16 protein-coding genes and 2 pseudogenes are annotated in these 18,011 nt (G+C 59.3%); 15 read left to right on the top strand and 3 right to left on the bottom strand.

The features are described 5' to 3' along the window. The 10 genes and pseudogenes from VSR68_RS29925 to VSR68_RS29880 form a co-directional block, all read left to right on the top strand. The coding region (locus VSR68_RS29925; RefSeq protein ID WP_342943295.1) for a DEAD/DEAH box helicase at positions 1-643 on the top strand (643 nt) is incomplete at its 5' end. Between the two features lie 186 nt (positions 644-829). Beyond that, on the top strand, positions 830-1,822 hold the full coding sequence (locus tag VSR68_RS29920) for a DNA-binding protein (RefSeq protein ID WP_342943294.1): 993 nt from the start codon (positions 830-832) through the stop codon (positions 1,820-1,822). Between the two features lie 173 nt (positions 1,823-1,995). Further along, positions 1,996-2,331 (top strand): hypothetical protein, encoded by a 336-nt coding sequence (locus VSR68_RS29915; protein ID WP_342943293.1) that lies wholly within the window; start codon positions 1,996-1,998, stop codon positions 2,329-2,331. Between the two features lie 84 nt (positions 2,332-2,415). After that, on the top strand, positions 2,416-3,201 hold the full coding sequence (locus VSR68_RS29910; RefSeq protein ID WP_342943292.1) for a hypothetical protein: 786 nt from the start codon (positions 2,416-2,418) through the stop codon (positions 3,199-3,201). A 158-nt stretch (positions 3,202-3,359) separates the two neighbouring features. Further along, positions 3,360-3,674: pseudogene (locus VSR68_RS29905) on the top strand (PDDEXK nuclease domain-containing protein); the annotation flags it as partial. Positions 3,675-4,174: 500 nt separating this feature from the next. Further along, the gene (locus VSR68_RS29900; protein ID WP_342943291.1) at positions 4,175-7,063 is read left to right on the top strand and encodes a CHAT domain-containing protein; all 2,889 of its coding nucleotides are present in this window, start codon (positions 4,175-4,177) and stop codon (positions 7,061-7,063) included. A gap of 126 nt (positions 7,064-7,189) precedes the next feature. Then, entirely contained in the window at positions 7,190-7,351 is a 162-nt protein-coding gene (locus VSR68_RS29895) for a hypothetical protein (RefSeq protein ID WP_342943290.1), read from the top strand. A gap of 18 nt (positions 7,352-7,369) precedes the next feature. Next, positions 7,370-10,441 carry a CHAT domain-containing tetratricopeptide repeat protein gene (locus tag VSR68_RS29890; protein ID WP_342943289.1) on the top strand — a complete coding sequence of 1,024 codons (3,072 nt, stop codon included), beginning with the start codon at positions 7,370-7,372 and terminating at the stop codon, positions 10,439-10,441. A gap of 105 nt (positions 10,442-10,546) precedes the next feature. Continuing rightward, a complete protein-coding gene (locus tag VSR68_RS29885; RefSeq protein WP_342943288.1) occupies positions 10,547-10,948 on the top strand; it encodes a hypothetical protein in 402 nt (133 codons plus the stop codon). A gap of 180 nt (positions 10,949-11,128) precedes the next feature. After that, positions 11,129-11,713, top strand: a complete 585-nt coding sequence (locus VSR68_RS29880) for an OmpA family protein (RefSeq protein WP_342943287.1) — start codon at positions 11,129-11,131, stop codon at positions 11,711-11,713. Between the two features lie 423 nt (positions 11,714-12,136). Here VSR68_RS29880 and VSR68_RS29875 read toward each other — a convergent pair whose 3' ends face one another. The 3 genes and pseudogenes from VSR68_RS29875 to VSR68_RS29865 form a co-directional block, all read right to left on the bottom strand. Then, entirely contained in the window at positions 12,137-13,465 is a 1,329-nt protein-coding gene (locus tag VSR68_RS29875) for a hypothetical protein (protein ID WP_342943286.1), read from the bottom strand. 599 nt (positions 13,466-14,064) lie between these two features. Continuing rightward, positions 14,065-14,927: pseudogene (locus tag VSR68_RS29870) on the bottom strand (nucleotidyl transferase AbiEii/AbiGii toxin family protein). A 107-nt stretch (positions 14,928-15,034) separates the two neighbouring features. Further along, positions 15,035-15,778 carry a type IV toxin-antitoxin system AbiEi family antitoxin domain-containing protein gene (locus tag VSR68_RS29865; RefSeq protein ID WP_342943285.1) on the bottom strand — a complete coding sequence of 248 codons (744 nt, stop codon included), beginning with the start codon at positions 15,776-15,778 and terminating at the stop codon, positions 15,035-15,037. A 114-nt stretch (positions 15,779-15,892) separates the two neighbouring features. Between VSR68_RS29865 and VSR68_RS29860 the strand changes: the two genes are divergently transcribed. From VSR68_RS29860 to VSR68_RS29840, 5 genes are all read left to right on the top strand, one after another. Next, positions 15,893-16,120 carry a hypothetical protein gene (locus VSR68_RS29860; RefSeq protein WP_342943284.1) on the top strand — a complete coding sequence of 76 codons (228 nt, stop codon included), beginning with the start codon at positions 15,893-15,895 and terminating at the stop codon, positions 16,118-16,120. After that, positions 16,092-16,382, top strand: a complete 291-nt coding sequence (locus VSR68_RS29855; RefSeq protein ID WP_342943283.1) for a hypothetical protein — start codon at positions 16,092-16,094, stop codon at positions 16,380-16,382. Before VSR68_RS29860 ends, VSR68_RS29855 begins: the two co-directional genes overlap by 29 nt. Positions 16,383-16,644: 262 nt before the next feature. Continuing rightward, on the top strand, positions 16,645-16,947 hold the full coding sequence (locus VSR68_RS29850; protein ID WP_342943282.1) for a hypothetical protein: 303 nt from the start codon (positions 16,645-16,647) through the stop codon (positions 16,945-16,947). Between the two features lie 248 nt (positions 16,948-17,195). Next, the gene (locus VSR68_RS29845; RefSeq protein ID WP_131241613.1) at positions 17,196-17,477 is read left to right on the top strand and encodes a type II toxin-antitoxin system Phd/YefM family antitoxin; all 282 of its coding nucleotides are present in this window, start codon (positions 17,196-17,198) and stop codon (positions 17,475-17,477) included. Continuing rightward, a complete protein-coding gene (locus VSR68_RS29840; protein WP_342943281.1) occupies positions 17,474-17,794 on the top strand; it encodes a type II toxin-antitoxin system RelE/ParE family toxin in 321 nt (106 codons plus the stop codon). The genes VSR68_RS29845 and VSR68_RS29840 overlap by 4 nt, the downstream gene beginning before the upstream one ends. Positions 17,795-18,011 lie beyond the last annotated feature (217 nt).

Below are 18,011 nucleotides of genomic sequence, written 5' to 3'. Positions count from 1 at the left end.
GTGCGGGCCGATCCGGCATGCAGCGAAATCCCCGACCAGCGCGCCACAGATGCTCGAGGTGTTCCCGCAAAGGCTCACCGCCGCAGTGGATGTTACGGCCGACGCGCCGATCCAGGAGGTCTTCGCGTGTCTCGCGCAGGATGCGTCGCGCACACACATGATCGCCACGGCCATCCGTGAGCAATACGCGCAGGGACGCAATGTGCTGGTGCTCACCGAGCGCACAGACCATCTCGAAAGCCTTCAGCAGGTCCTGGCGGACACGGTGAAGCCGCTGTTCGTTCTGCACGGCCGCCTCGGCAGGAAAGCGCGAGCTGCGCAGCTGGCTGCCCTTGACGCGCTGGCCGGTGACACGCCCCGCGTAGTGCTGGCGACCGGCAGGCTGGTGGGCGAAGGTTTCGATCATCCGGCGCTGGACACCCTGGTGCTGGGCATGCCGGTCGCCTGGAAGGGCACCCTGCAGCAGTACGCCGGCCGCCTGCATCGCGAACATGCGGGCAAAACCGGCGTACGGGTGATCGATTACGTTGACGGCGGCCATCCGGCACTGCAGCGCATGTGGGAGAAGCGCCAGCGCGGTTACCGGGCGATGGGCTACCAGATGCGCACGCCCGGAGAGGGTCTCCAGCTGCAGCTGGCCTGAAATCGGGCAGCGAATCCGTATTCCGTACCGTTTCCGTCCGCCGGAGGTCACTTTTCGGGCTCTCGCATTCGATAATCCTCCTTTATCGCATATCTATAAACGCCACCTAGGACATCACTTGACCAGTGCCAACAATACATATATACATGGTACGTAATACGGTACGATATTCGAGTGAGGAAGCGGATGGCCCGCACCGGTCTTACGCGCATGGACGTAAAGCGCGCCCGCGACGCGTTGCTCGCGCAGGGGCAGCACACATCGATCGACACGATACGTATCGCGCTCGGCAACACGGGCTCGAAAACCACGATCCACCGGTACCTGAAGGAATTGGAGGAAGATGAGGGCGCGTCACTCGCGCGCGCCGGGTCGCTCTCTGACGCGATCCAGGATCTCGTCAGCCGCCTTGCCGCCCGCCTGCACGAGGAAGCACAAGCCCTCATCGACCAGCAGGCCGCCGCTGCGGCCGCGCAACGCCAGCAGGCGCAGTCCGAAATCGAGAAGCTCGTCGCCGACCTGGCCACGGTGCGGGAGCAACTATCTGGCGCGACCGCCACCCTTTCCGGGGAGCAGGACGCGCACGCCGGGACTCGCCTGGCGCTGCATCAGCGCGACCTGGACGTCGAGCGGCTCTCCCAGCAGGTACGCGACCAGACCGAGCGCCTTGCCGAGCAGGAGGGCTTCCGCCTGTCGCTCGAGGCAAAGCTCACGCATGCGCGCGATTCCCTTGAGCATTTCCGTACGGCCGCGCGCGAGCAGCGCGAGCAGGAAGCGCACCGACATGAACAGCAGGTCCAGCAGGTGCAGGCTGAGCTACGCCAGGCGAACCAGACGGCCATCGTCCGGCAGAACGAGATCACCCAGCTGAACCGGGACAACGCGCGGCTCGTCGCCGAAGCGGCGGCCACGACCAGGCTCGCACGCGATCAGCAGGCACATGGCGAGGCGTTGCAGTCCGCCCTCAATCGTGCGCTCGCCGATTGGGCGCGCGCCGAGGCCGAGCGCGATGCAGCGCAGGTGGCAGCCGATGCGCGGGTTGCCGAGCTGCTCCAGGTACGCGAGGCTCGCGACTCGCTCAACGTGGACCTGACGAAGCTGGCCGCGCAGATCGAAGCGCAGCAGCAGCTACTGGTGGACTACCGGATGCGGCTGGGCGTCGCGGGCGCGACTGGCTGAAAGCGCCGCATCTCGTGCCGAAAGGACGTCACAATGGCAACGCGCACGCCTTTCGGCGCTTGCCATGAAGCATTCTGGCTTTCACGTCGGCCCGGAATTTCCGGGTTCCGTCCGGTTGCGCGCCAGCACATTCACCTTCTCGTCTTCCATGTGCTTCGCTACGGGAATCTGGCATGAGCGAATACCAATACTACGAGTTTGCATGCGTCGACCAGCTGCTGACGGCGACCCAGCAGACAGAGTTGCGCAGTTTCTCCACGCGGGCCACGATCACCGCCTCAAGCTTCGTCAACGAATATCACTGGGGAGATCTCAAGGGCGACCCGCTCGAGTGGGTACAGCAATATTTCGACGCCCATGTCTACTCTTCCAACTGGGGGAACTGCCGCCTGCTTCTTCGTCTCCCGCATGGGACGTTTGACGCGGAGACCATCCGCGATTACGTCAAAGCTGGACGAAAGAGGCCGCCCCCGTTTCGGGAAAGCCTTCGAGGCCATGGATGTCGATGACTGGTGCATCCTCGACTGGTCGTTCAATGATGACTCGGGCGAATACTCCCGCTTCTCGGAAGAGCGCTGGATGGTGCGGGGTGGATGACGCGCTTGCTGCCTGTGCGCAACGAGCTGCTGGGCGGCGATGCTCGCCCGCTTTATCTCGGGTGGCTTGCCCGACTCGGGAATGGTGAACTGTGCGATGACGAATTCGAACCGCCGGTGCCTGCGGGATTACAGGCGTTGACGCCCGCGCAGGTGGCTCTGGCGGAGTTTCTGATGCTGGATGCGGATTGGCTCGCCGCCGCCGCTGAGTCCAGTCCGTCAATATTGGCCTCGGAATCCAACGGAAGCGAGGACAACTTTGATCCCTGGTTACGTGAGTTGTCGGTTGATGAAATGCGTGCGAAGCTGCGCATGCTGCTACAAGGGCGCAGCCATGAAGCGGAGAGAACGCTTCGAAACGCATTTCTCAAATGGGAGAAAGGCAGGAATACAAAGCACTTGAATTTACCCAGGCGCCGTCGAATATCCGAAATCGAATCAAGGGTCGCCGCACATCGTGCCATCCGTGAAAGAAGGGAGCAGGAGGCACGCCAGGCAGCCGAAGCCCGCCGTCGAGAGGAACGCACGCGATACCTCACATCACTTCTCGAACAGGAGGACACGGCGTGGTCAAGCATCGATGCACAACTGCGACGCACAACGGGCAGCGCCTACGATCAAGCATTCCAGAAGCTGCAGGATCTCGCCGAAGCATATGCGAACGTCAGGCGGGATGCCGTATTCCGGCGTCGCCTGGCGCAATTGATGTCGAGTCACGGCAAGCGGGGAGCCTGGCTTGCCCGGCTGCAAAAAGCGGGGTATTTGTGGCAACCCAAGTCGTAGCCTCCTTGGCCTGACCTGCTGAATCATTTCCGCAAATCGGGGATGAGTTCTGATTCCAGCTGGCAGTTCGACGTATATGCCAATTTTCAGCGGTTTTGTCCAAGAACAATAACTTGGGTGCTTATGATAGGAAATTGTGCTTACCCTGTTCGCCCCCCAAGTTGCGCTGCTACGTCGTCGTTGAACTCAAGACCACACCGTTCCGGCCGGAATACGCCGGCCAGCTCAACTTCTACCTGTCCGCTATCGATGCACAGGTGAAGGCGCCGGAAGATCAGCCGACCATTGGCCTGCTGTTATGCAAGGAAAAGAACCGGCTGGTCGCCGAGTATGCGCTGCGCGGTGTCGCAAAGCCGATGGGCGTCGCCGAGTACCAGTTGCTGCGTGAGGTGCCGCCCTCGCTGGAAACAAAACTGCCGTCCATTCGCGAGATCGAGGCGGAACTGCGCCCCGACCTGCGAGACGATGTGTGACGCTTTTCTTCGCGCGTACGCCCACATGGCGTCGGGAAAGCAATCCCTTACGACGCCGTTCTACAAAACGAGAAACGATCTGAAACACGTGGGTGCTTGCACCAGTTCGATGCCTGCGCGACAAGCTTAAGTATCGTCAACAGATTCAGACATGGGAAGACCCAAAATCGCAAACGCCCAAGCTCACGCGCCGGATGACGTTCTATCGCCGCGCCTTGCTTGAGCAGTGCGTGTTGCTCGAGGCCAATCCACAGGCGATCACTTTTTGTGAGCGGCCGGGGTGAAGGATTTGCGACTTTTTGGCGCGAAAATAGGCAAGTCGCGCACAGTATGGCGTCCACCCCAAGGCAAACTGCGCAAAAGCGGAGCTTCGTGCGCTACCGCATACGAGTCGCACATCGCTCCTTGAACCCAGCCCAACACCCTGCTTCAATTGGTGGAATCGAAGCGACGATCGCATCTTGTCGCGAAAGCTAATCGAATGCGTGGAGTCAGGCATCATGCCGGTGCGTGGCCGCGGTCTGGCCTCTTTGGTTATCCTGATTTTGGTGGGCCTCGTCGGTAGCTCATGCGGGACATCCTCGACGTCGCATTACATCCAGTCTTCCGCTTCTTCGAAGCTCATTGGGTCTGCCGGGCAGCCTGCTGTGCAGGAACGCGAGCAGGCGGTGCGTCGTCAACTGAGTGATACGACGGACGGCGAAGCGCGGTACGCGTTGCTCGATTCGCTCGCGTCTGGTTATTTCCGTGCTGGTATGGTCGTCGATTCGATGCGCGTGCGCGAGGAAATCGTTAATGACACGCAGATCTCCGCAGGTCGGCGATCGCTGGCGGCGTCCAGCCTGGCCATTGCCTACGCGCTTTCTGACAACTATTCGCGAAGCCAACACCTGATCGAGCAGGCGAAGACGCTCGCGCGCGAAACCACGCCGGAACAACTGGAGACGCTGCCCAACGACCCGTCCTACGCATACTTTGGCGCCGAGGCGGAGATCGATCGCCTCGACTTGAACCGGCATGCCCTTGCGCTCCAATTGCGCAGGGAGGGCGTGGAACTCGCATGGCACGACCTGAACGACCCAGCCCTCAGCGAAAAGCGGCACCGTGCCGCGGCCAATGAGATTCTGGGCAGCTTCGCATCGTTGATGCGGCTAATGGTCCAGAACAATCGCCGCACGGAGGCGCTGAACTATGCGAACGAGGTGCGCTGGGACATCGACAACCGGCCCGACCTTAAGCCAAGCCCCACGCAGCGTGCGAACGTCGATCTAGGACTCTCCATTGCGTTGGCTTCCAACGACGACTACGACGGTGCGCTCGCGGCGATCGACGCAGCCATTGCGGGCCTCCGGCAGGCGGATACTGCTCCGCATTCGGGCAATTTTGCGGACGCGCTACGCCAGCGCCTGATGGTCGCCCTGGCAATCGGGCGTATCAGCGACTATCAGGCGGATGCGGACGCCTGGGAGTCTGCGGCGAGCGTCAATCCGGTCGTAGCCCGCACTCCGAGTGCCAACGAACGCGAGTCACTGATCCTGGCAGCTCACGGACACTGGCAGGAAGCCGAAAGCCGGATAGCGGCGCTGATGACCGCGATGCTGCGCTCGCAGGGACCCGAAAGTCCGTTCTACAAGTACCCGGCCGCGATGCAGATGCTCTACCGCCTCCAGGATCCGTCCGCCCAGGTCGGCGAGGCGGACATCGCAGACTATGTCACGCCGATCGTCGGTACCGAAGACGAATGGAACGACTCGAGCACGCGCGGCGCTTACGTCGAAGACGGGGCGCTCGCCATGTCTATGGGTCGTGTAATGAACGAAGGCGTGCAGGGGCAAATGCTCGCTTTCCGAATTGCCGAGCTATTTCATATGAACGCCACGCAAGGTGCGATGATCGACGGCGCGGCGCGCCTAGCGGCATCGACACCAGGACTGCGCGCGCTCGTCGAGCAGGAACAGGCACTGCGCTACGAGCAGAATACGGCACACATTGAACTCGCGCGCGCAACTAGAAGGATGGAGCAGGCGCACGCGCCATCCCCGTTTCCGTCGACGGAATTCCTCGCCAGTTCGGTTGTCACGCACGAAGAGAAAGCAATTGAGGCCATCGATGGCAAGCTCGCGAGTCTGCGCCAGAAGATCGTGGCGCAGTTTCCCGTCTACCGGCAACTAGTGTCTCCGGTGATGCCGACACCCGTCGCCCTTGGCAAGGTGCTTCAAAAAGGCGAGGTTTACCTGGACTTCTATGCAGGGCGTGATGCAAGCTACGCGTTCGTGGTGCATCCGGGCGGTGCGTTTCGCGCTCTTCGTCTGGCGACGACGCGTGCCGCAATCAGGAAAAAGGTGGTGGCGTTGCGCGCGAGTTTTGATGCGGGGACACCACCGCGGCGCCCTGGCGATCTCGCCGGCTTTGACCTGGCTGCGGCAGCAGGCCTTTATCAGGCGCTGATTGCCCCGGTGCAGGACGACATCAAGGGCGCGACGACAGTTTACATCGGCACAAGTGGCATCCTCGCGAGCCTCCCCTTCGACGTACTATTGACCCGTCCAGCGTCGAGCCTCGCGGATGCCAACTGGTGGATCAGCACGGCAACGCCGGTTCGCATACCGAGTGCGTCTGCCCTCGTGCTAGCCCGAAGTCATCCGTCAACGCACGCCGACGAGCCGCTCATCGCGTTTGCCGATCCGAGCTTCGACGGACGCGAGCCGGCCACCACCGCCGACATTCCAGTAGACAGACCTCCAGCACGAGCCTTTCCAGTCGACAATCGCGCTGCTTCGTTCGACTACCATCGCGTTGCGCCGCTACCCGAGACGCTCGACGAGGCGAACTCGATTGCGAAGACGCTCAATGCCTCCGATCAGAGCGTGCTATGGGGGAAGAGCGCCTCACGCAGCGAAGTGATGACGAGGGATTTGTCGAACGAACGTGTTCTCCTGTTCGCGACGCACGGCATAGTGGGGGGAGAAGTGCCGGGCTGGCGTAAGGCGGGGCTCGCGTTGGCGTACGAAGGAAGCGGCCTGGCAGATTCGATTCTCACTGCGGACGATATCGTGACGTTGCGCCTGAACGCGGACTGGGTGGTGCTATCCGCCTGCAACACCGGACTCGTCAGCGGTAACGCGGGAGACGCGATCTCGGAATTGTCGCGCGCATTTTTTGCGGCGGGCGCGCGTTCGATACTCGTCACCCAGTGGGCGGTCGAATCGCATTCGGCCATCGAAGTGACAACCGGCGTATTTCGTACCTTTGCCGACGATTCCTCGCTGTCAAAGGCTGTCGCCCTTGAGCGCACCGAGCGGGATATGGCCAGTGGCAAGGACGGGGAACTGTATCGACACCCGTACTTTTGGGCGGCATACGTCCTCACGGGCGATGCCGCTCGTTGACTGTTTCGATGGAGCCTTTTGGCATCGGGCGGGCAACGCACGGATGCTCGGACGCCAACGTCAACTTCGACGTTATGCTTTTTTGTTTTGGCGTGCTTTTAGTGATCAAATGCGGGAGGACATGGCATGTGGCAACCGAAGCTTAGTGATCGCTCGATCGTCAACGCGTTAAAGCCGGAACAAGCCCAGGAAGACGCAAGCACGCGCGGCCTCATGTGCGATGTTCTATCCTTACAGCCGGACGGCATCCATCTGACGCAAGTGCAATTCCCGGGCTGGCAGTCGTGATGACATAGGGAGAGGCAAGTGAAAACGAAATCGAACTTGCGACCTGCATGCTGGCTTTTCGTGTTTCTGCTTGCCGGCTGCTCATCCGGCGCACTGACGCATAATGACGAAGCGGTACGGCTGCCGCTTTCCACATCCGCTCAGCCAATCCTGCAACCGCCGCGCAATACGAATGACATTCTCACGGAAATCCGCACCGTAAAGGGCAACGAAACCACGTTGGCGCGTCTCACGGCGATGGCTGACACAGATGAGCCAGAGGATGGGCAAGGCCTCGTGACCTTCTATTGGAAACGCGCGGCTGCAGCTGAACAGATTGGTCGACCTGAACAGGCGCTCGCTGATTTGCGCACTGCCTATGAGCAAACGGCGCACACCCGCGTCACGGGTGCGCGCCGTGATGTGGTACGGGAGCTTGCCAGTGCGGAAGCAGCGGCTGGCAACTTCGAACGCGGCATCGAACTCATGCAACAGGCCTTGGTCGAGGTGCCGAAATCGATCGGCGACAATGAAACGCTAAGTGCCATCTATGCATTGATGGGCGACACAAGCAACTCTCGCAACGCCGGGCGCCGGGCCCAGCAATTGATGGCCCACATCAATCGATCCGATCCGCCACAGGAGTGGCGCGCTCCAACGGTCGAATATCTGATACTGGAATCGGACGGACACTGGCGCGAAGCCGAGCCCTATATACGTGACTCGATTGTCGCGTATGAAGACAGTGCCCGCAAAGACCGGACGCCAAACTGGGTCGAAGAACGGTTACTGCATCTTTCCACGAATCTGGTGATGCAGGGGCGATATGACGAAGCCGAGGCGATTGATCGTCAGGTGATTCGCACGCTGCTTCACCGCGTGGGGCGAACCAACCTTGATACCGTCGACGCCATTCTCGCGCTGGGCGAAGCGGTCTATGCCCGCAATCACATTGCCGATGCGCTTCGCCTCAGTGACGAAGCACTCGCGATTCTGGACGAGATGAAAGTGCCGCCCAACGCGCGTCAGCGGCGCCTTATCGATCACTTCAAGGGCCGCGTCTATCTGGCGGAAGGTGATCTGCCCAAAAGCCTTGCCTCGTTTGAACAGGCGAAAGCGGGATTGCCCGACGATGACTTCTTCGCGAAGTCGCTATTTCAGCAGTCACCGGACGCAATTCTGTCTCTGGCCGCAAATGACCAGTTCGCGCGGGCGCTCCTGCTTGCGGATAACCTGGTGGAACTGCGGCGCAGCACATATGGCGAAAGCAGCCGTGAATGGGTCGAGGCGCGCGGGATTCATGCGTTCGCACTCGCGCATGCCGGACAGAATGCCGAGGCCGTTGCGGAGTTTGGCGTATTGGCGCAATACGTCACGAGCCGTGGGGGCAACATCGTATTTGACCATGTTCGCTACAGGCTCCTCACGGAATGCTACGTCGGCATACTGTTCGACGCGTATGCGTCCGCCGGCGATAGCAACGTAAAGCGGCAGATGGCCGAGCAGGCCTTCATCATGGCGGATTCGGCACGCGAGGGCGAGGTGCGCCGCGCGATTCAGGCATCCGCGGCGCGGGCCGCCGCGACGTTGTCGCAAACAGGAGACATCGTTCGTCAGGAACAGGACCTCAGTTTGCGGGCGAGTGCATTGCGCGTTCATCTTGCAAGGCTATCCGCCACGCAACCAAGTGTGCAGATCCGGCAGGTCGCGGCAAATCTCGTGGATGAACTGAAACAGATCCAGCGCGAACAGGACGTGGTCCACAAGGATCTCATCGCGCGCCTCGGCGGGCGTGGCGACGCACTGGAATCACCGGTCGTGGGCATCAATGCCGTCGCACAGGTATTGCGCCCCGACGAAGTGCTTGTCTCGACGTTCCTTACCAATAAACGCACCTATATCTGGAGCGTCGATCCTTCTGGCGCGATCCTGTTTCGCGCGTCGAACGGCGGGCGCGAGCAGATTGGACGGTTTGTGGCGTCAATCCGGGCGACGACCGAAATACAGGGTGAGACTTTCGCGAGCATCAAGCCGTTCGATCTCGCCGCGAGTCACGCGATCTACAAACAGGTGCTCGAGCCTGTCCGTCCGGGATGGGAACACACGCATTCGCTCGTGATTATCCCCGATGAGGCCCTTGGTTTTGTGCCGTTTGCGTTACTGTCCAGTGCACCTGCTGCGCAATCGACTGACACGCGCGCGTTGTTCGATCGTTACCGGCAGGTCGCGTGGCTGGTCCGCACGCATGCCAGTTCGAGCGTGCCGTCAGCGGCTGCCTTCGTCAGTCTGCGGCGCATGACCCGCGAGAAAGGCGCCCGCAAGAACTTTATCGGCTTCGGTGATCCCGTCTTCAGCGCGGGTCAGTCAGCCAGGACGCTTCAATTGAGCCAACGCAATGCAGGTGCGATCCATGTACTTGATGCACGTCTTACCGGTCGCGGCGCGCTGGATAGCCAGGCGGTGGTATCGGCGCATCTGGACGATCTGATGCCTCTCCCGGAAACAGCGGAGGAGGTACGCGGTGTCGCCCGTGCCCTTGGTGCGAATGAGAGTTCGGACGTTTTTCTCGGCGAGGCTGCGACAGTATCAGCGGCAAAGAGTCCGTTGCTTGCCGATCGCCGTATCGTCATGTTTGCCACGCACGGTTTGGTGCCGGGCGACCTCGACGGACTCGAGCAGCCTGCTCTGGCCTTGTCGAACCCCAAGGTGGTGGGGGGCGATGGTGATGGACTGCTCAGGATGGCCGATGTGCTTACACTCAAGCTGAACGCCGACTGGGTGCTTTTGTCGGCCTGCAATACGGCAGCGGCCGATGGTGCCGGTTCCGAGGCGGTGTCGGGTCTCGGGCGGGCTTTTTTCTATGCGGGCACACGTGCTCTGCTAGCGACGCATTGGGCCGTGGAAACCGGATCGGCCGAGGAACTGACCACCCATCTGTTCTCTTTTCAGAAAGAAGACCCGACCCTGGGCCGCGCCGAAGCTTTGCGGCAAACCATGGTCGCGATGATCGACAAATCAGGACGGTTCAAGGACGGCAAGATGATCGCGTCGTATGCGCACCCGCTTTTCTGGGCACCTTTTGCCCTTTTTGGGGATGGTGGGGGAAGCTGAGGCGTCTGGATCATCGGTTGGCGATCGCCACCCATTGATGCGCGCGTCTGTTTGACTATCCCGCTTGAGCGCATCCAAGGCGGGCTCTCGACAATTGGAGGGTGGATGAAAGGGGTATCGGTGAAGGAAGTCCGACCGGGGTTTCTTGAAATCAAAATTCTCTCATCGGCATATGGAGAAGCCGGAGCACACTGGATGCGTACTTTAAGTCCCCCGGAAAATGGTGGGTACGGCAGAATCTTTATCCAGCGCTTCGGAGCCAACAAACGAAGATACTGGCATTGTTATGGACCGAAAGATTGGTACAAAGGCGAGTCTGGTATCAATCAGGACGAGTGCCCGGGAGCAATGTTTGTATGGACATCAGGAAAATACGCTTCTGTCGAAGCCGTCGACGCAATACACAATCAAAGTCTTGGGCGTGATTTGGGACTTGCACTTAGCGCTTATCCTCAGCAGGACGAGAATGATTTATGGGAGGTCACTTTCAGGTTTGATTGGCCGTGAGTTCAAGAGCCTTGTCTCCATTGTCTCCCTCACTACTTGCTCCAGGATAAATGGCGCAAAGAAGCATGTATTCAACCGGCTCGTGAGGTCACAAGTAAGTCGGCTGTGTTTTGCGAAGCCGAAGCAGGCAGATCTTTGATTCTCTTTTCGTTTTGCAAAAACGAAGTTGGGAGAAGCGCTATGTGGGAACAAAGACGCGTCAAAGCCGCTACGGTGCACAAACGATGCGGTATCTCCATTGCAATGTTGTGCATCGTCATTGCACGCATGGTGGCCGCTGAACCACTACTGGATGAGCAGAATATTGATGAGAAGTCGATCATCAATGCGTTGAAGCCAGAGGCGGCCGACAACAAGACCACCACACGTGGGCTTGTGCATAGGTTGGTCCCTGATAGTGGTGGCATGATGCCGACGAACGGTGGTTCGTTGAACTTGCTGATCACGTTCGGCACGAACTCCACAACGCTCACTGATCGTGCGCGCGCAGCGCTCGACAAAGTAGCGCATGCAATGGATTCAGTGGAACTGTCTGAGTATAGGTTTCGCATCGAGGGGCACGCCGACCCGCGAGGCAATCCCGATGCCAACATGAAACTTTCCGCGGATCGCGCTGTTGCAGTTCTGGAATATCTTACGCGCAAAGATGGCGTTGCGCCCGAACGTCTTTTGGCCATCGGAAAAGGTTCGTCCGAGCCGTTGAATATCCAGAATCCTACGGCACCGGAGAACCGGCGCGTCACGATCGTGAGACTGCCCGGTTAGCGGAGACATCACCGATAAGTCATTCCGATGCACGAGAAAAATATCAGTTGGCAGCGGACTGATTGACCTCGACCGTCACGTGCGGAACGCGCCTCCGAACATTGTGCGTACTCCGCGCAAATTCAGGCGGTTCCCACCGCGAAGACATACACCCCCTGACCGTTCGGACCGCGCGAAGTCTGGCGGTTTGCACGGAAAAAGTAGACGGATCAATGATCGGCCTGCCTGCCCCTCGACCGCGCGTTATCCATGAATCAGCAAACCTTGTTGCAGGCGCTTTTGCGGTACCGCCAGATTCTTCACGGAAAGTACGATCCCCAACTTCAAAGCCGGATCATGACCGGCGCAGTCACCGGGGTAGCCGCATAGATCCGGGTGCGGGGCTTCATTGGCCGACCGCCCGAGAAGCATGTTTACGTGCCCTCACTTGGCTTTGCTCAATTCGGGTTCCGGCGGCGAGCGCGGTTGCTCGGAAGGCAAAATCGCGCTCACAATGCGTTCGATAAACTCGAAGAACTTGTCGACGCCATAGCCCGCGACAAATGCCAACGCTAGCGGTGGCAGCGTCTTGCTGCTCTCCAGAAAGCTGGTGAAGAGTCCGATTGTGATGCCGATAATGACGGCAGTCGCGATTTGAGCGAGATTCACGATCGGGGATTTCCGAAGGTGATACGTGCTCGCCGCCAATTCCGACCAGATTCGCCTCAAGACAGCCGCGAAAGCGCCGAGTGCTGCATACAACACTGGAAGAACAAACCCGACGATCGACCCACCAAAGTTGTTTGCCTCTGCCTTCAGCTTCAACGCAATTTCGCGGATATCCTGATACACGGCTATTTTTTGAAACCCTTCCTGCACCTGATCCACGGGCGGCTTTGGAGCGGGCCGTGCGCGGGGCATCGGCGGGTTGTCTGGCACATCAGTGGTACCGACATGGAGCAGCGGCACCTTGATCTCAAGGCTCGCTCTCAAGCCATCTGCAGAGCACATCCAGAAATTTGTATCCTGATTGGTGATGGGTTCTACCATGCCAATATCCTTGGTTTTGCAATTGCCCATGTACTCGTCGCGTTGCCAAATCTCTGTCTTTTTACTGAATCTCAAGTAACCCAAAAAATTCATAACATCGTTCAGGCTGTCGATATCCGAATACAGCTGGCGCATGCTGATGGCGAACTTCTGAATATTCGCCTTCAGTTCCCGCGCCATTTGAGAGTTGACGAGGTGATCACTTGCGTGCTCCTCGCGCGAGTCCCATACTTGCAAAATGAAGGCTTGCGTTTCGTCGTGGATCAAGAGAGCAAGTTTGTCGTTCGATTCAACCTGCTTGTCGATGTCGGTTGTGAACTGGTTAAAGATCAGCATTAGGCATGACAACGCGATCACCAGTACGGCAATGAAGGCTGCAATGCAACCGTACCACCACATCGACTTTTGCGCCATGGCTGGCGCCCGACGGGTGAGCGTCTCCCTCGTCACGGGAGAAACAGCTTTTGCAATCGCTGCATAAGCCGCATAAAAACACGCGATATCGAATGCATTCCAATGATTCTTGGATCGCGCCTCGACTGCACGGCCGACCGCGCTGAGATGCTCTTCCCGAATCTCGATGCCACGCTGCGCGGCAAACGAAAGTAGCCGCTGGCAAACGGACACGTCGCGAGCCAGGCCAAAGACAGAAGACGCACCTGGAACATAGTTGTTGCTCGAATCAGGTGTCTCTGGTGGCGGTGAGGATGGGTTGGCGCTCATCTTCGCAACTCTCGGCGGATCATGGCAGGCACGGTCTTTCGGGTTAAAAACTCATGCCATATTGCGCAGTGTGAGCTACGCGCGCTATCTAGGTACATATGTATTTGGTAATAGAGGTAATCGCACTTCTCGTGCAAATTCTGGCGGTAGGAGAGGGGAGGGGCCTGATCAATCAATGACTTGCAAACCATTCGATCGCGCGACGCGTGCGTGTCTGCAAAGTCTTGCTTAGGCGGTTCGACGTCCTGCTACTACCGGAAATGGGCGCGAGAAGGACGATTACTCCAAATCGCGCGTGTCATCGAATCGGGTGTACGACACCAGCTGCGTATGTGTGACCGCGCCGCACAGTGAATGTCGCATCGTCTTGAGGTTTGTCCAACGCCTGCTCGCATGCGCAGTCATGCGCTCGCGAGCCCGTGGACATGGACAGGCGTCCAAAACCTTCTATGAGCAGAGATTTGTCAAGGCCGCTTACTAAGCATCTTTTTCTGCACACGTTCGTTCGCGTGAAATCGAGCCCCTGAGCGGGTCAGCGTGACCAATCGCGTCGGCCTGCTATCGAGCCTCACCTCTCCGGGACTGCTCGCCCTCGCACCTTAGCTATGATCGAGCGCGGCAAAGCCGTCCTGCAGCAAGGCAGCCTGCTGGGCAAAACGCGTTGCGTCGCGCGTCTTGAGTTTGCCGAGATTCTCCAGCTTCCAGCGAATGGCCGGTAGCTCGCGCAGATGCTTGTATGGCATCAGTGACCAGTCGGGTGCAAGCCGGACGAGCGAGACGAGAAATTCGCGGTGCCGCCCGCTCAATGCGCGCGGGAGATCATGATGGAGCCGCGCCTGCACCATCTCCAGTACGTGCAGATCCACCGGGTCAACCGTCATCCCGACAAAGCCACCCTCATACTCGTGCTCGAGCGATCGCGGCTTCGCAAAGAGCACCTCGTGGACGGGCCGGTTGTGGCCGGCGAGGTAACCGACAAACGCTGAGACGAAATCCTCGCGCAGCCCGTACGTGTCGTACATGTGCTGCACGACGAAAATATCGCGCGGATGTTGCCGGTCGAGTGCAGCGACGAGCTTGCTGCCGTACAGCTCCGCATCATCGAGCGTCGGCACCTCAAAATCGACACGGAACATGCTCTGCGCGCGCGGCACGACACTGCGCATCACTGTTGGCATCAGCGTGCCGCGGAAAACGTAGTTCACCTCGACTTTCACCTGCGCGTCTGCGGACGATGCGGTCAGCTTCACATCGTCACCCTGATGCCGGCCACTGGCTGCTGCCACCGTGACTGTGTGTGTCCCTGCCTTTCGATTGCTGCCTTCGCACGCGTCAGCTCGGCGTCAATGATCGCAAGCGCCTCGCGTCGGGCAGGGCCATGCGCACGCATGACGACATCGATGTCGACCGACAGGCGGGGCAGGTCCTGCACGAACATGTTGATCGCGGTGCCGCCCTTCATCGCGAAGTGGGGCGTGTCAAACACGTCAGGTGCAATCGCCAGCATCAGGCGAACGGTATTCAGGTACAGGTCGTTCATTGCATTCAGTTTTCACGGCAGAACCGCGGTCAGGCTTTCAGGGTGAAGCGGGGGCCATCCTTGCGGCTGCTCGTCCAGCGCCGGCCGGCCCCCAGTCTGTCGACATGCCGCTGCAAATCCTTGCCCCAGGCAAATCCGCTCGCCTCGCCAAGGTCGCGCACCAGCTTCACGACCTTCACCCGCGTGCAATGCGAAAGCAGGGTATCGAGAACTTTTGGGCGAAGATTGCGCAACGAGGCAGCGATGCTCATGGCTTCCTCGAGCGACTGGCCCTTCGCCCGCCGTTTGCCGACGTCACTGGCCAATTCCAGCAGCGCGCGTTCGGGCTCGGCAACGACGAGTGAAGGATCGCGGTTGGGAAGCGGTGACAGGCCGGTGCCGGCGGGCAGGTTCGCGTCGAACAGGCGCGTCGTCTGCAGTGTGTAGGGCATGTGTTCGCCGACCCAGTCCGGCATGACGTAGGGACGATCAGCCCACAGGACGACACGCTCGCGAAAGCTCACATTGTGGCGCACCCCCTGCCAGTCCAGGGCCGTCCTGCCGCCCACATGCAGGCCCGGTATCCGCCGGCTCAGGTAAGCCAGGATCCCGTCACGCGTTGGCGTGTCGCCGGTCAGGAGATAGGCGCCCTTGGACAGACGCTGCAGCCATCCGGCGTTCACCAGATAGGTGGTCTGTTGCGCACTGATGCCGCAATCACGCAGCATCTCCGGATCGAGCGGCTGCCCGCGTGGCGCGACGTCCATCAGGCGTTGAAGTGTCTTGCTGGCCATCGGATCCCCGGTTGCATGGGTTTTTCGGCGGAACGGCTATTTATTTTAAGTTCTTGCAATTAAATCATGCAAGAGAGGGACGAACGACCGACGGCGCCGGATCGGAACGCTGTCGTGACCGGCTGGACCCGCATCGCTGCGGCGCGCATGATTTATTCGCTGGAAGCCCAAAAGCTTGCATTTATCGAGAATAAATCATGGTTTGCGCCCGAGGACAAGCCTGCGATTTGTGCGATGCGCTCAGATCGCTTGAAAATCCCTCGGATACTGTATATATATACAGGTGTTCGTACATACAGTACTGGAGGGCGTCATGGAGCATCTGGTGCGCGTGCAGAATGAACGGGACCGCCGCACGCTTGCGTGGCTGCGCGACCAGGTCGGCGACGCAGCAATCGCGGCAGCAGCGCAGCGGTACGGCGCATCGAAGCCGTACCTGTCGGCGGTGTGCCGGACGCTCGGCGTGAAGGCGCCGCGGTTCAGCGCACCGCGCCATATCACGCCGAGCGCGGCCGCCGAGCAATCGCTGGCCGCCATCCGGGAGATACTGGCTTCCCGGACCGGCCGCCCGACGACCGCGCTCGCGCATGTGCGAGGGGGATAAAAACGCCGCCGGGCGCTGCCGCAGTGACTATCATGTAGACGTGGTGCGTGTTAACGGCATTAACGGCACGTGCCGCGACGCGGGGCACGGGCGGGGCTGGCGGGAAACTGGCCGCCTGTCTGTGCCTCGCCAGAAAAGGGTCCGCGAAGGCGCGGGCCATTTTCTTGCCACCGCTTCAGGGGCCCGACGGGCAGGGTGACGATCGACCGCGCGTCCTGTGCCCGGTCACGGACGTATCGGCCGGCCACGCGAGGTGACGATCATGCTCGAACAGCAGATGCTCGGCAAGGTTCGGATCAACTATCTGCCGGACTGCATCAGCCCGGACGAGGTTGACGCAGCGTTGGCGAGAATCAGTCCCGCAGAAGCCAGTGTATTTGCGCACGAGGCGCTGCATGGATGTTCGCTGAGCCTTGTCTGGACCAACCGGTCGGCCGGCGTGCTGAATGCGCCCATTAGCGGCATCGCCCAGACCTTCACGGCCCGCGATCCCGACAAGATCATCGGCCTAGCCAGCGTGATGGTTCAGGCAAGCCGCAAGATTGCTCACAGGCTGACGCCTTGACCGAGATCCTGGACGGACCAATGCGTGATGGCGGTGACGTAGGATTATTTTCACAAAAAAAGCACGACCGTTCTATCGGGTGATAACTTTAATTATGTCAAATTATGACGCACCGCGCGGTTGGTGTCGTGACGGGCGCCTACTATTTTTGAACCGCCCCTATTTCAGCCTCTTGGCGCGTCCGCTCTAGACTCGGACCGAATTTAGGTCTATATTTAGTCTTGCAATCTCAACCGAAGGGCGCGGGTATGAAACCGAGTCAGGTCAAGCCAATAAGCTACCTGAAAAGCCACGCAGCAGAAATCGTCCGGGACATCACCGAGAGCGGCGAGCCCATGCTCATCACCCAGAACGGCGAGGCAAAGGTTGTCGTGCAGGATGCCCAATCGTATGAGGACATGCAACAGACAGTCGCCCTCCTCAAGATTCTCGCGATGGGTCAGAAGGACATCGAGACTGGCAACTTCACGCCCACGGACGAAGTGTTTGCCGAACTGGAACGCATGGACAGGGACGAAGGGATCGAATGAAGTCGGTCATTCTCGGCCCTGCCAAGTCCGACCTGCAAGACTTGCGACGCTACATCATCAACAAGTTTGGCAACAGGACGTGGCTTGAGACCCGAATCAAGATACAGCAATCAATCAAACAGGTCGAAGAGTTTCCACTGAAGGGCAGCAACCCACCTGAACTGATGGACTTCCAACTCACTGGTTACTATCAAGTCATCAGCGGCATGAACAGAATCATCTACCAGATTGCAAATGACACCATCTACATACACATCATAAGCGACACCAGAAGAGACCTGAAAGCAATACTCGCAAAACGACTCATCAGAATGTAAAAACAGACACGAGCCTCAATTTTCGGACTGAGGCTTTTTGATTCAGAACGACAATGCCACTATATAGGATTCCAAAAAAACGTTGATGATCAGGCTTATGTCAAATAGTTAGGATGCCAATCAATTGGTCGTAGTTTTTTTCCATTGACACGGACACGACACGCTTAGTAGTATTACAGTTCTTCCCATCACAGCCGTGAACGCGGTCCAAGACTAC

The sequence above is a fragment of the Paraburkholderia phymatum genome (assembly GCF_038900715.1).
Lineage (GTDB): Bacteria > Pseudomonadota > Gammaproteobacteria > Burkholderiales > Burkholderiaceae > Paraburkholderia > Paraburkholderia phymatum_A.
The sequence above is the reverse complement of the archived record's forward strand: the minus strand, read 5'-3'. Positions and strand labels throughout refer to the sequence as shown.

Excerpts from the sequence above, each read along its gene's own strand:
- VSR68_RS29885 (WP_342943288.1), top strand. The coding sequence starts at position 10,547 with ATGAAAGGGGTATCGGTGAAGGAAGTCCGACCGGGGTTTCTTGAAATC.
- VSR68_RS29920 (WP_342943294.1), top strand. The coding sequence starts at position 830 with ATGGCCCGCACCGGTCTTACGCGCATGGACGTAAAGCGCGCCCGCGAC.
- VSR68_RS29840 (WP_342943281.1), top strand. The coding sequence starts at position 17,474 with ATGAAGTCGGTCATTCTCGGCCCTGCCAAGTCCGACCTGCAAGACTTG.
- VSR68_RS29845 (WP_131241613.1), top strand. The coding sequence starts at position 17,196 with ATGAAACCGAGTCAGGTCAAGCCAATAAGCTACCTGAAAAGCCACGCA.
- VSR68_RS29880 (WP_342943287.1), top strand. The coding sequence starts at position 11,129 with ATGTGGGAACAAAGACGCGTCAAAGCCGCTACGGTGCACAAACGATGC.
- VSR68_RS29915 (WP_342943293.1), top strand. The coding sequence starts at position 1,996 with ATGAGCGAATACCAATACTACGAGTTTGCATGCGTCGACCAGCTGCTG.
- VSR68_RS29865 (WP_342943285.1), bottom strand. The coding sequence starts at position 15,778 with ATGGCCAGCAAGACACTTCAACGCCTGATGGACGTCGCGCCACGCGGG.
- VSR68_RS29900 (WP_342943291.1), top strand. The coding sequence starts at position 4,175 with ATGCCGGTGCGTGGCCGCGGTCTGGCCTCTTTGGTTATCCTGATTTTG.
- VSR68_RS29875 (WP_342943286.1), bottom strand. The coding sequence starts at position 13,465 with ATGAGCGCCAACCCATCCTCACCGCCACCAGAGACACCTGATTCGAGC.
- VSR68_RS29910 (WP_342943292.1), top strand. The coding sequence starts at position 2,416 with ATGACGCGCTTGCTGCCTGTGCGCAACGAGCTGCTGGGCGGCGATGCT.
- VSR68_RS29895 (WP_342943290.1), top strand. The coding sequence starts at position 7,190 with ATGTGGCAACCGAAGCTTAGTGATCGCTCGATCGTCAACGCGTTAAAG.
- VSR68_RS29850 (WP_342943282.1), top strand. The coding sequence starts at position 16,645 with ATGCTCGAACAGCAGATGCTCGGCAAGGTTCGGATCAACTATCTGCCG.
- VSR68_RS29855 (WP_342943283.1), top strand. The coding sequence starts at position 16,092 with ATGGAGCATCTGGTGCGCGTGCAGAATGAACGGGACCGCCGCACGCTT.